This is a genomic window from Puniceispirillum sp. (SeqCode) (assembly GCF_965657105.1).
GTDB lineage: Bacteria > Pseudomonadota > Alphaproteobacteria > Puniceispirillales > Puniceispirillaceae > Puniceispirillum.
Window position 1 is genome coordinate 1 of record NZ_CBFHNB010000021.1, and the last position, 12,725, is coordinate 12,725.

Annotated in this window: 11 protein-coding genes; 1 reads left to right on the forward strand and 10 read right to left on the reverse strand. The window is 50.0% G+C overall.

The genetic code is table 11. The annotated features are described in order from the left end of the window. From ACTF7Q_RS04535 to ACTF7Q_RS04575, 9 genes are all read right to left on the reverse strand, one after another. Positions 1-688 (reverse strand): arginase family protein (locus tag ACTF7Q_RS04535; protein ID WP_438996669.1); only part of this gene is annotated, 688 nt, incomplete at its 3' end. Between the two features lie 45 nt (positions 689-733). After that, positions 734-1,546, reverse strand: coding sequence for an ABC transporter permease subunit (locus ACTF7Q_RS04540; protein ID WP_438996670.1), 813 nt, complete (start codon positions 1,544-1,546; stop codon positions 734-736). After that, entirely contained in the window at positions 1,543-2,466 is a 924-nt protein-coding gene (locus ACTF7Q_RS04545) for an ABC transporter permease (RefSeq protein WP_438996671.1), read from the reverse strand. Before ACTF7Q_RS04545 ends, ACTF7Q_RS04540 begins: the two co-directional genes overlap by 4 nt. Positions 2,467-2,470: 4 nt before the next feature. Next, the gene (locus ACTF7Q_RS04550) at positions 2,471-3,559 is read right to left on the reverse strand and encodes an ABC transporter ATP-binding protein (RefSeq protein WP_438996672.1); all 1,089 of its coding nucleotides are present in this window, start codon (positions 3,557-3,559) and stop codon (positions 2,471-2,473) included. Between the two features lie 113 nt (positions 3,560-3,672). Further along, complete coding sequence (locus ACTF7Q_RS04555) at positions 3,673-4,758, reverse strand: extracellular solute-binding protein (protein WP_438996673.1); 1,086 nt, start codon at positions 4,756-4,758, stop codon at positions 3,673-3,675. A gap of 132 nt (positions 4,759-4,890) precedes the next feature. After that, positions 4,891-6,255, reverse strand: coding sequence for a glutamine synthetase family protein (locus ACTF7Q_RS04560; protein ID WP_438996674.1), 1,365 nt, complete (start codon positions 6,253-6,255; stop codon positions 4,891-4,893). Between the two features lie 58 nt (positions 6,256-6,313). Then, positions 6,314-7,108 carry a glycerophosphodiester phosphodiesterase family protein gene (locus ACTF7Q_RS04565; RefSeq protein WP_438996675.1) on the reverse strand — a complete coding sequence of 265 codons (795 nt, stop codon included), beginning with the start codon at positions 7,106-7,108 and terminating at the stop codon, positions 6,314-6,316. Further along, positions 7,092-8,396, reverse strand: coding sequence for an NAD(P)/FAD-dependent oxidoreductase (locus ACTF7Q_RS04570; RefSeq protein WP_438996676.1), 1,305 nt, complete (start codon positions 8,394-8,396; stop codon positions 7,092-7,094). The genes ACTF7Q_RS04565 and ACTF7Q_RS04570 overlap by 17 nt, the downstream gene beginning before the upstream one ends. After that, positions 8,396-9,280: a bifunctional 5,10-methylenetetrahydrofolate dehydrogenase/5,10-methenyltetrahydrofolate cyclohydrolase gene (locus ACTF7Q_RS04575; RefSeq protein WP_438996677.1), complete on the reverse strand. Its 885-nt coding sequence runs from the start codon at positions 9,278-9,280 to the stop codon at positions 8,396-8,398. The genes ACTF7Q_RS04570 and ACTF7Q_RS04575 overlap by 1 nt, the downstream gene beginning before the upstream one ends. Positions 9,281-9,580: 300 nt before the next feature. On the opposite strand from ACTF7Q_RS04575, the gene ACTF7Q_RS04580 reads away from it, so the two are divergent. Continuing rightward, entirely contained in the window at positions 9,581-11,590 is a 2,010-nt protein-coding gene (locus tag ACTF7Q_RS04580; RefSeq protein WP_438996678.1) for a sodium-translocating pyrophosphatase, read from the forward strand. A 112-nt stretch (positions 11,591-11,702) separates the two neighbouring features. On the opposite strand, the gene ACTF7Q_RS04585 is transcribed toward ACTF7Q_RS04580, so the two are convergent. After that, positions 11,703-12,710, reverse strand: coding sequence for a phosphate acyltransferase (locus tag ACTF7Q_RS04585; RefSeq protein ID WP_438996679.1), 1,008 nt, complete (start codon positions 12,708-12,710; stop codon positions 11,703-11,705). Positions 12,711-12,725 lie beyond the last annotated feature (15 nt).

Below are 12,725 nucleotides of genomic sequence, written 5' to 3' on the forward strand. Positions count from 1 at the left end.
CAGCACGTTCCTTGACAATCTCAATCGCGGCATCAATGCCATTACGGTGAATCCACGGGCTAGTCAGAATCTCAAACCCACAATCACTGTCATTATAGGTGCGCAAACCAACCTGCGTCGATGTGCTGGCATCAACGACACCTTCATTTACCGCGCGGTCAAACATGGTGCCATGATCAAAGCGCACACCATCATCTGGCCATGTATCGCAATGCGCATCAAATTGTACCAGCGTGATCGGGCCGTGTATTTTGGCATGCGCCTTTAACAATGGATAGGCCACCGAATGATCGCCACCAAAGCTGAGCATTTTGGCACCTGATGCCAGAATATGATCAGCATGGGCTTCGATCGCATCAAAAATCGACAGCGGCATATGCGGATCAAGGTAACAATCACCATAATCAATCACCGATAATGTTGCGAATGGATCAAAGCCATAGGGGAAATGTTTCAACTCGGATAGTTGCACGCCCCCTGCCCGGATCGCGCGCGGGCCAAGCCGACATCCCGAACGATAGGTAACAGCATTATCATAGGGGATGCCGCTAACAACAACATCAACTCCATCCAATGACCGGCTATATTTACGCCGCAAAAAGCTGAGCGCGCCAGCATAGGTCATTTCCGGCCACATTTCAGTTTCGCTGGAAACGCGAAACGCCTGATCACCTTTTTCATCACTCATAATCTGCTCCTGTAAATCCACTCATCGGCAAAACCTAACGCATCCTTATTGTGTTTTTTTAGCAAGCCGTCGATGCATAATGATACTGGCACTAATCACACTGATGGCAACAACAGCAATCATCATTGTGGCTAAGGCATTAATTTCAGGGGTTACACCAAGGCGCACTTTGGCAAAAACAACAATCGGCAAGGTCGAACTGCCCGGGCCACTGACAAAGCTGGCAATCACCAGATCATCAAAGCTTAGGGTAAAGGCCAGAAGCCATGCGGCGATCACCGCAGGGGCAATGATGGGCAAAGTAATTGTCAAAAAGATAAAAGGCTGGCGCGCGCCCAGATCACAAGCGGCATCTTCTAGAGCCTGATCAAAATCACGCAACCGCGCCTGAATGACAACGGCGGCAAAACACATACCGAAGGTGGCATGAGCTATGATGATCGTATCGATCCCGCGCCCTGCTGGCCAGCCAAACATCGATTCCATCGCAATGAATAGCAACAGCATCGACAGCCCTGTTACAACTTCTGGCATAACCAGAGGCGCACTTGCCAGCGCGCTTAACCCCAAACGAAGGCGGAAATTGCCCAGACGGACAAAGGCAATGGCAATTAAAATACCGAAAATGGTTGATATGTTTGCAGCGCAGAAAGCAATCCAGAGTGACTTTCCAAAGGCCGATAGTAACTGGTCATTATGTAGCAGACTGGCATACCATTTGGTTGAAAATCCTGACCAGACAGATACCAACTTGCCCGCATTGAAACTATAGGCGATCATCACTGTTATAGGCAGATATAACAGCCCAAAGCCAAGCACGCCCATCGTCAATGATAACCAGCCAATGCCCTGTTTCATGACGCTGGTTCCCTCAGCTTATGCGCTTCGGCTTCATCCTGACGGCCATCCTGGTAACGTGCATAGATAATCGGCACTGTCAGAATGGCAATCAACAGCATGGCAAGCGACGCCGCCACCGGCCAATCACGATTGCGGAAAAACTCGGTCCATAGCACTTTGCCGATCATCAGTTGGTCGGGGCCACCAAGCAAAGCTGGCACAACAAATTCACCAACCGCAGGAATAAACACCAATAGACTACCCGCGATAATACCCGGTATCGTTAAAGGTATAATGATCGTCGCAAAAATATGAAAGCGCGATCCGCCAAGATCGGCTGCCGCCTCGATCAAATCCCCGTCAAGCCGCACCATCGTTGCGTAAAGTGGCAAAATCATAAGTGGCAAATAGGTCAGAACCATACCCATATAGATCGAAAAATCGGTCTGCATCATGCCAATCGGCTTATCAATAAGGCCGATATAGATAAGCGTGCTATTGATAAATCCATTGGGATTCAAAAGCCCAATCAGCGCATATAGCCGCAATAGGCTCGACGTCCAGAAAGGCAACATGACCAGTATCAGTAATATCGTTCGCATACGGGCAGTAGATCGTGCAATCCACCATGCCATCGGATAGGCAAAAAGCAAACAAACAAGCGTCGCAAAAAAGGCTAGCCGCACCGAATTACCCGCTGGCCCCAGATAATCTTGCCAATATTCAAACAGAAATGCGTAATTTTCGAGATTGAAATTGGTGAAAAAGGCACCATCCTCAAACCCCCATAAAGGGGCATAGGGCGGCACGCTACGACGGGCAGTGGTAAATGAAACCTGCACAGTTTCAATCAAAGGCATCAGAAAAAACATAGCCAGCCATGTCATCGGCAAAATAACAACAAGGCGCTTTCCAAAACGTGCTATGAACGCGCCCATCGCCCTAATCCTCAAGCAAGATCACATCGGCAGGATCGAAATGCACAAAGCCTTTTTCTTCCCATTCCAGCGGCGTCTCGTTGCGCTGGCCATGCGTCTGTTGCAGTTTGAATAGCAAGCCATCATCACGTTTAACACGGTAATTCGAGGCAACACCCAGATAGGCTATATCCTCAATAATGACGGTGCTTTCATTTTTATGGCCGGTTTTGGTGCGGGTCAGATGGATTTTTTCTGGCCGTATCGCAAGCGTCACTGTGGCACCCTTCTCGGGCATGATACGGTCTGACTGGGGATCAATATATACCTCTGTCGGGCATACCCCATCGACATGAATGAATGAGCCATCGATTTTTGCAACGGCACCTGTGATAAAGGTGGCCGTACCCAAAAAATTAGCCACAAAACTATTCCTTGGCTGTTCGTATAAAACCCGTGGCGCATCGACCTGTTCAAGACAGCCCTGATCCATAATACCAATCCGAGTGGCCAGCGTCATGGCTTCTTCCTGATCGTGTGTCACAACAATGAACGTCGTTCCTAGTTTTTCCTGAATATCAACAAGCTCAAACTGGGTATCTTCGCGTAACTTCTTATCCAGCGCGGCCAAAGGTTCATCAAGTAGCAGTAACTTTGGTTGACGCGCCAAAGCACGCGCCAGAGCAACGCGTTGGCGCTGACCACCTGACAATTTATGCGGTTTGCGTGATGCAAGCCCATCAAGCCGGACAAGTTTTATGAGGTTGGCAACGCGCGTATCCAGTTCGGCACCCTGAATACCGGCACGACGCAAACCATAGGCAATATTATTGGCAACCGTCATATGCGGAAACAACGCATAGCTCTGAAACATCATATTTACAGGGCGGTCAGCAGGCGACACATCCGCCATATTCTGACCATCGATTTCAATGAGTCCAGATGTTGGCGTTTCAAAACCAGCAAGCATCCGCAACAAAGTCGATTTTCCGCATCCAGACGCACCCAGCAGGCAAAATAATTCTCCCTGCTCGATGTCCAAAGACAGGTCATTCACAGCATTTACGTCAGCAAAACTTTTGGTGACATTCTGCAGGCGAATAAAGGGAGCCATCGACCGATCTCATCCTGTTCTGTGCTTCTGAACTAACCTGATCGCCCATTTTGGGCATACACGACGCCAAAGATGGGGATCAGATCAGATTATAATCAACCAGCTATCAGTTATCAGCCGCCTGATGCAAAGCGTGACCAGACGCGGTTTACCACACGGTCAAGTTTGGCGTCATAGACGGGAACAACAAACAGGTTTTTCTGTGCCTCAGCCGATGGATAAATGCCCGGATGTTCCAGAATTTCAGGATCAATTTGCGGATTTGCCGCCGCATTACCACTGGCATACCAGACATAATTCACATTTGCCGCGGCCACATCAGCCCGCATCATGTAATCAATGAATTTATAGGCGTTATCCAGATTCTTGGCATCAGTCGGAATCGCCATAACGTCAAACCACATATTTGTGCCTTCGGATGGAATGACATAATTGATGACATGCCCGTTTTCGGCTTCTTCGGCGCGTGCTGCCGCCTGAAAGGCGTCACCCGACCACATAATCGCCGCACATAGATCACCATTCGCCATATCGTTGATTGACTGGCTGGAATGGATATAGCGCAAATATGGTTGCACCGCATTCAAGACGTCACCTGCAGCTTCAAAATCAGTTTTATTTTGGCTTGTGCCATCCTTGCCAAGATAGGCGATGACGTTTGGCAAAACATCGGTAGGCGCATCCAGAATGGCGATGCCGCAATCTTCAAGCTTGGACGCATATTTCGGATCGAGGATCAGGCTCCAGCTATCAGTAGGCGCATCGTCGCCAAGCCGGTCAGCGATCATCTTTTCATTATAGGCTACACCTGTTGTTCCCCACATATAGACCAGACCTGCCGTGGATGAACCCATCGCTTGATTTGCTAGACCTTGAATTTGCGGATCCTGATTACCGGCATTGTTAAGCCGTGACATATCCATATCCTTATACACGCCAGCTTCGCGGCCACGCACGAGAAAATCGGCGGTTGGGACAACCAGATCATAACCCGATGAGCCCGCCATCATTTTAGCATCCAGAACCTCATTCGAGTCATACATGTCATAAGTGACATCGATGCCGGTTTCTGCTTCAAAATTAGCAATCGTATCTTCGCCAATATAGTCTGACCAATTATAGATATTCAGCGACCCGTCTGCAAAAGCCGTCGTTGACACAGCCATGGCTATCACACAGATAAAAGACAGTTTCTTCATCATTAGCTCCCTTGTTTTGATTAAAGACCTTTAGTGCACGAAATAGAAACAAAACCAGTGGCAGTCTTTGACTAACCTTAACCACTTTATGCGGCATAATTCAACAAATTGATCGGATATAGGTGCATAATACTACACTTGATCAAGATAACTAAAATATTCAAATGGTGAGATTTGTTGCTGGAATTCTCTATATTCCTGTATCTTGCAATCAACAAACATCTGCTGGCAGGTCGATGGTAAAAGGCTTTGTATGATGGGGCTAGCTTCAAATCTATGAATCGCCGCCTGCCAATTATCAGGCAAACGCGGCAAATCATGCGCATAGGCGTTATCAGCAATCGGCGAACCGGGGTCTGTTTTATCCTGCATACCTTGCATGGCTGTTGCCAGAATGATCGCCAGCATCAGATAGGGGTTACAATCTGCCCCGGCAACACGGTGTTCAATCCGCCGCGCCGCGCCTGACCCATGCGGCACACGCACCGCGACAGTCCGGTTTTCATAGCCCCAGCAAATCACCACTGGCGCGTGCATTTCCAGCGCCAGCCGACGATATGAATTCAAGTGAGGCGCAAAAATCAACATTGAGTCGGCCATATGTGCCAACAAGCCACCAATGGCATAGCGCATCATATCGTTACCCAATGCGCCCCCATCATCAAACAGATTGCGACCAGCATCATCGATTAGGCTGATATGGACATGCAGGCCGCTTCCCGGACGTTCAGCATAGGGCTTGGCCATAAAGCTGGCCGCCATTCCATGCTGGCGTGCCACATATTTGGTAATATGTTTGAACAACATCGCGTCATCCGCAACTTTCAGCAGATCGCTTTGATGCGCCAGCGTCACTTCAAACTGCCCCTGACCACTTTCGCTGGTGGCGGCATCAACCGCAACATCCTGTGCCGCGCATGCTGCATATAGATCGGTCAGAAAGGCATCGTAATCATTAAGCTCATCGACCGCCAATACCGCCTCGCGCATCGATGTGGCACCATTCATCGGCGATAATGGCGTTACCGGAATATCCGCCGGGGCTTTGCGTGCCGAAGCAAGATAGAATTCCAACTCAACTCCCGCAACCGGCGTCATGCCCTCAGCATGATAACGCTCGAGGACCGATGCCAGCACATTGCGCGCATCCCCCATAAAAGGGGTGCCATCTTCATTATGAAGCCCCAGCGGCAACATCGCTGACCGTTTGCCGGTTTTGATATCGGTCATCGGCAAGGGGCCACGCTTTGTCCAGACGCACAATCCATCGGCGTCGCCAGTGGCAAATACCCATTTGCTATTCTCAATATCACGACCCCAGATATCGACATTTGCTGTTGAAAACGGCATCCGCATTTCACCGGATGTGATTTTTTTCAGCTGCGAAACAGGCAGGCGTTTACCCCGCATAACACCGTTAAGATCAAACATAACTGCGCGCAGACTGTCTATGTCCTGATTCGCCTTTTGCCAGGCTGCATAATCAAATTCATCCATTATCGATCCATTTCACCAAAAGCCAAACGTAGCATGATTATGCTTTGTTTACGGCATGTTAGCCCTTTGGTGCAAGAAAGCGTTCAGGAAAATCACTAATCACTGTTGTCAGCCCAGCTTCGATAAGCGGTTGCACAGCGACTGGATCATTGGCGGTATAAACCCGGCAATCCAGTCCAGCAGCTCTGACCGTGCGGACATCATCCGGCGTAATCCGGCGATAATCCAGATGTATCGCTTTCAAACCAAGCGAATCACTATAGTCAGACCAGTCAGATGGCAAAGCCTCGTCAAGTAACACCAGAGGGGCATCCGGCATAACCGCGCGCATAGACTCCAGAAACGGACGTGAAAAGCTGCTGATAAGATACTCATCAAGTCCCGTCTGGCCGATCACCTTATTCCCGATCACCTTATTCCCGATCACCTTATTCAGTGTCTTGGCAAGCGCCTTGGCAAAGGCGTGATGTTCGTCATGGTGAATTTTGACATCCAGAATTGGCAATTTGGCATGGCTTTCAAGCAGTATAAGCACATCTTGCAAAAGCGGGATCGTCTGTCCGGCAAAATCATCACCAAACCAGGCACCCGCATCGCATCCGGCGATATCCCCTAGCACCAGATCCTGCAAGCGTTCAGAACCGCTAACCGTGCGGCCAAATTGTGCATCATGATGTATCACGGGGCTACCGTCACCAAGCATAGAAATATCAAATTCAACACTTCCAACTGCCATGCCACAGGCCTTTTCCAGTGCAATCATCGTATTCTCAGGTGCCGTTCCAGACGCACCCCGATGTGCGCACACCTGTTCAGACCGCAAATATGGCATCGGATTATCGTAATCTGACATCTAGCCAGTCCTGTATTTGATAGACTTTGCCCATGATAGGCAGGAACCATGGCTGCCCGTTATAAAACGGGAAGAAAGATAATTTACGATCTTCAAAAATGCTTTTGCTATTGGCCGTACCAGCAAGCCGCATACCAAGCCGATGCCCAAGCCAACTCATCATGACGACGCCGCTACCATGACAGCCAACCGCGTGATAGACGCCTTTCTGGCTTTCGCCAATATGCGGCACCCCATCCATGGTGTAGGCAACATATCCCCACCAGCCATGACTAAGCCGGATATCGGCCAGATCGGGAAATACGCTTGTCAGCCCCTTATGCAACATGCGCGCACCAGCATAAGGATCATGCGCCAGATAATGCGCACGGCCACCAAACAGAATCCGCGTCCGGTCAGGTGATGGCCGGAAATAATATAACAGCCGTTTAGTATCGGCGATCATGCGTAAATTGGGAAAGCGTGCCTTTATCTCGTCCTTGCCCAGCGGTTCGGTCGCGATTTGATAAGATGGCACGGGCACCACACGTCTTTTCAGCCAAGGCTCAAAACCGCCCGTATAGCCATTCGTGGTGATAAGTACATTTTCGGCCTGCACCTCACCAGCGCTTGTTTCGATATATAGCTGGCCATCACGTCGGTTAATCTTGCCCGCGCGCACCTGTCCGACAATTGTAACACCGGCCTTGCGCGCAACCTTTAACACACCATCATAGAGTTTTCCGGGATGCACCGCGCCCGAGCGTTGCAGAACCATCCCGCCATGATAATAATCCGAAGCTATTTCCTGACGTGTATCTTCAGGTGCCACCATATAGGCATCCGCGGCAGTCAGATCATTCAACTTATCCAGACGCCCAGCGAGTTTTTTCAGGGCTGATTTGGAATGCGCACCAACAAAACGCCCGCATTGCTGATACACCGCATCGATCTTTTCGGCTTTTACAAATTCGGCAAGCCAGCTATATGATTGCGACGCTTCATCAAGCATCGCACCTTCGATGTTTTTATCAAGCTTCACATGTTTACCCACATTAACGCCTGACGAAATCATCCCGCCATTTCGGGTTGAGGCGCCATAACCGATATGTTCGGCATCAACAACCAGCACATTCGAGCCAGCACGCGCCAGCACTATAGCCGCATGCAAACCAGCATAGCCAGCGCCAACAATCAGCACATCGGTCTTTGCAGGAATGTCGGGCGTATCCGTGCTTTGCTGAGCACCAAAATCAATATCATCCCACCAATAGGGCTGAGGTTTAAAATTATCACCTAATATATCCATTAGCTTGTCCAGCCCAATTCAACCTGTTTTTGGAATGCCCGTGCCGCATTGCGCATCAGCATGGCCACTGTAACCGGACCAACACCACCTGGTACAGGTGTAATCCAGCTGGCAACATCAGCAACAGCCTCGGTATCGGCGTCACCCACAATTTTTGAATGCCCATCTTCATCAGTGATCTGATTAATGCCGATATCGATAACGGCAGCACCAGGCTTGACCATATCAGCCTTCAAAAAATGTGGAATGCCAACCGCGACAAGTACAGCATCAGCACGCCGTGTATGCGCGGCCACAGATCGTGTCATATGATGGCATACCGTCACTGTCGCACCTTCCGCCATCAACATAAAGGCGGCAGGCTTACCAACAATTTCCGAGTGACCGACCATCACCACTTCCAAACCTTTGAGGTCAAGGCCGGTTGCCCGAATCATCTCAACCGACGCGGCGGCCGTACATGGTGCCAACGCGGTTTCATTATATACTATGTTACCAATTGACGCTGGATTCATACCCTCGACATCTTTGAGGGGGTGAATAGCCGATTGCAGTGACCGCACATTTATATGCTTTGGCACAGGACGCTGCAAAATCACACCCAGCACATCTGGATCATCATTCATATCGACCAGTCGCTTTTTACATTCTTCTTGCGTTAGGTCAGCTGGCCAGTGTTGTTCGGAAAATGGCAAACCAACTGTCGCGGCCGCCCGCGACTGCCCGCGGATATAAACAGCAATTTCTTCTACATCACCAATGCCAACTGAAATAAGTTTGCCTGTTGGACGTTTCTTTGAGAGTTTTTCGATATCGGTGGCGGCATCATCTAGAATAGTCTGGCGAACATGCTTTCCGTACAATAGTCGGGCATCATCTGACATGGATCTTGGAACCTTTTACTTTATATGACAGGTCATTAAAACGATCAGACCATTACGGTAAATCTGTCATTTAACACACCAAAATTCAAATAAATTACATGAATGAGCCAAGAAAAAGTTCAACTATGCGCGGCCACACTTCAAACCATATGATTTCTGAAAATATGACACTCATAGTATACGCCTATAGCCGCTTTACACTATAGTCCATTATCGCTATAAACGCGGCGGTTTGCATGACATCCGGGGGAGGCCATAGGCAAACCATCTATTTATCTTTCTAAGCAAGAGGATCTATTCATGCTTACCACAGCAATTTTGCCGATTAGCCTAGGTATTCTAGGTTTAGTAGCGGCACTACTGATCTATGTCAGAATACTGCAGACTCCAGCCGGAGAAGGCAGAGTTAAAGAAATCGCCGATGAAATCCATCTCGGTGCCATGGTCTTTATGGCCAGCGAATATAAGCGGCTCGCCATTTTCTGTGTGATCTGTATCGTGGCACTTTATTTTGGATTAGGGTGGCAGACAGCTGCTTCCTTTACTCTTGGTGCACTCTGTTCAGGCGTTGCCGGATATATCGGCATGTACTCAGCAACCAAAGCAAATGTTCGCACGGCGGTCGCTGCCAATACAAAAGGCGCCGCAGAAGCGCTGAACGTCGCTTTCTTTGGTGGCTCTATCATGGGTCTAACAGTAGCCTCTATGGGTCTGTTTGGCGTTGGTATCCTGTATTATTACTTCGCAGGCGATACAGCCACAATCCACGCTATTGAGGGTTTTGCCATGGGTGGATCATCCGTTGCTCTGTTTAGCCGCGTTGGTGGTGGCATCTTCACCAAAAGTGCCGATGTCGGTGCTGACCTTGTCGGTAAGGTTGAAGCCGGTATCCCCGAGGATGATCCACGTAACCCTGCTGTTATTGCTGATAATGTTGGTGATAATGTTGGTGACGTCGCTGGTATGGGTTCAGATATCTTTGAGTCATATTGTGGTTCGATGATCGCTTCGATTGCGCTGGCTGCTTCAATGTCACTAGCCACCGTTGATAACCTTGGCGGTGATCGTATGGCGCTTCAATTTATGCCATTGGCGCTAGCCTCAGCTGGTCTGATTTGTTCGCTTGCTGGTATTCTGGCTGTGAAAATGTTCTCTGGTAAAAGCCCTGACGTAGCCTTACGCTTTGGCACTATTGGTTCATCGGTTGCCTTTATTGTCGCCGCCTATTACGTGGTGGCAGGCATGGGTGCAAGCGTTGGTGTATGGTCAGCCGTTCTGGTTGGTGCGATTGGCGGTATCATTGTTGGTTTGGTAACAGAATATTACACAGGCGGTGCGCCTGTTCGTAAAATCGCCAAAGACGGCGAGACTGGCCCAGCAACCATCATGATCTCAGGCCTTGCGCTTGGTATGCAGTCAGTCGCCATTCCGGTACTGACAATTGCCGCGATCATCTATTTTGCGAACATGTCTGCTGGTCTTTACGGTGTAGGTCTGGCGGCTGTTGGTATGTTGTCAACAGTTGGCATCACCATGGCAATCGATGCCTATGGCCCGGTTGCTGATAATGCTGGTGGTATTGCAGAAATGGCCGAAATGGGCCCTGAAACACGTGAAATCACTGACTCGCTTGATGAGGTTGGCAATACAACCGCTGCAATCGGCAAGGGTTTTGCTATCAGTGCCGCGGCGCTTGCCGCCCTCGCGCTGATCAGTGCCTATATCGAAAAAATCTCGGCAAGCATGGACGGTTTTGTCCTCGCGATTAACGATCCGCTGGTTCTATGCGGTATGTTCATAGGTGGTATCTTCCCGTTCCTTGTTAGCGCCTTGACCATGACAGCTGTTGGTGATGCTGCCTTTGATATGATACAGGAAGTTCGTCGTCAGTTCCGCGAAATTCCGGGTCTGCTTGAAGGCAAAGCCAAGCCTGATACAGCACGTTGTGTTGACATCGCTACCCGTGCTGCTTTGCGGAAAATGATCCTTCCTGGCGCATTGGCTGTGCTGGCACCTGTGGTTATCGGCTTCGGCCTCGGACCAAAGGCGCTTGGCGGCATGCTTGGTGGCGCTTTGATCTGTTGTGTGATGATGGCTCTGATGATGGCCAATGCCGGTGGTGCATGGGACAACGCCAAGAAATATGTCGAAAAAGGCAATCTTGGTGGTAAAGGGTCTGACGTGCATAAGGCCGCTGTTGTTGGCGACACCGTTGGTGATCCGCTCAAAGACACATCTGGCCCAGCTATGAACATTTTGATCAATGTGATGGCAATTGTTAGCTTGGTGATTGCACCGCTTCTGGTCTGATCATTATTTATATCTAAAATAAAACCGGCTCATATCGTCTGATATGGGCCGGTTTTTTATACGCATAATCGGTCAGCTTACCCTAATCTATCAGCTTATATAGTAATCCTGTCTAATCCTTACCCGCGATAACCGCTAGCGCAATGGATGCCAACCGTGCCGCCGGTGGATCCGAACGGCTGGTCAGTATAATCGGGACACCGCCCCCAAGCACCAGCCCTGCCGCTAGCCCTCCTGCGCACCAGACCAGTGCTTTGAACAGCACATTGCCACATACAATATCGGGTACAACCAGCGCATCTGCCATGCCAGCCACAGCCGCAATAGGCGCAGCAGCATCCAGCTTTTTCATAGCCACTGCATCGGGCGAAATGGCCAGATCAAGGGATAATGGCCCGGCGTAATCTGCCTGGTCATCTTGCGCCTGTGCTGCCTTGGCAATAGCCAGCGCATCACCGCTTGAAGGCACCGCGTCCAGCACCGACTCGGTCGCTGATAAAACCGCAATCTTGGGGCGTTCCTGTCCCAATTTACGAACAAGGTCGCCCATCAATAAGGCCGCTTCGGTTCGGGTTTCGATATCTGGCGCCACATTGACCGCCGCATCACTGATCAGCAACGCCCGCCCCCCAGCTGGCGGCAGCATCGCAAACACATGCACAAGCCGTTTGCCGATACGGATGCCGGCGTCACGCCTGACGATACCGCCCATAAAGACATCAGTATGCAACTGCCCTTTGATCAAACCGCTGGCGTCACCAGTTTGAATCAGTTTGATAGCCGCTTCGATAGCCCCCTTCTCGCCACTGCTTTCGACAATCTCGATACCATCAAGATCCCACCCCAAGGCATGCGCATCTTCGGCGATAATATCTGGCTCACCAACAAGAATGGGACGAATTAGATTAGCTTCATGCGCCTGACGCGCGGTTTGCAGCACCGCGTCACCAATCGCCCGCACAAACACAAAGGTTGGCGGGGTGCCAGTTGTCGCACGTGCCAGCAGATCGGGCGGACAATCTCCATTAGCATCTGACAGAAACGCACTTGGTTCGCTGTTCTTTGGGGCGCTGTTTTGGGACCGGTTGCTTTGCGATATACTCATATCAGTCTCACTCATCTCCGCATCATATGC

What these genes read in the sequence shown, in the direction of transcription:
- ACTF7Q_RS04540 (WP_438996670.1), bottom strand. Translation starts at nt 1,546, where the DNA reads ATGAAACAGGGCATTGGCTGGTTATCATTGACGATGGGCGTGCTTGGC.
- ACTF7Q_RS04545 (WP_438996671.1), bottom strand. Translation starts at nt 2,466, where the DNA reads ATGGGCGCGTTCATAGCACGTTTTGGAAAGCGCCTTGTTGTTATTTTG.
- ACTF7Q_RS04550 (WP_438996672.1), bottom strand. Translation starts at nt 3,559, where the DNA reads ATGGCTCCCTTTATTCGCCTGCAGAATGTCACCAAAAGTTTTGCTGAC.
- ACTF7Q_RS04555 (WP_438996673.1), bottom strand. Translation starts at nt 4,758, where the DNA reads ATGAAGAAACTGTCTTTTATCTGTGTGATAGCCATGGCTGTGTCAACG.
- ACTF7Q_RS04560 (WP_438996674.1), bottom strand. Translation starts at nt 6,255, where the DNA reads ATGGATGAATTTGATTATGCAGCCTGGCAAAAGGCGAATCAGGACATA.
- ACTF7Q_RS04565 (WP_438996675.1), bottom strand. Translation starts at nt 7,108, where the DNA reads ATGTCAGATTACGATAATCCGATGCCATATTTGCGGTCTGAACAGGTG.
- ACTF7Q_RS04570 (WP_438996676.1), bottom strand. Translation starts at nt 8,396, where the DNA reads ATGGATATATTAGGTGATAATTTTAAACCTCAGCCCTATTGGTGGGAT.
- ACTF7Q_RS04575 (WP_438996677.1), bottom strand. Translation starts at nt 9,280, where the DNA reads ATGTCAGATGATGCCCGACTATTGTACGGAAAGCATGTTCGCCAGACT.
- ACTF7Q_RS04580 (WP_438996678.1), top strand. Translation starts at nt 9,581, where the DNA reads ATGCTTACCACAGCAATTTTGCCGATTAGCCTAGGTATTCTAGGTTTA.
- ACTF7Q_RS04585 (WP_438996679.1), bottom strand. Translation starts at nt 12,710, where the DNA reads ATGAGTGAGACTGATATGAGTATATCGCAAAGCAACCGGTCCCAAAAC.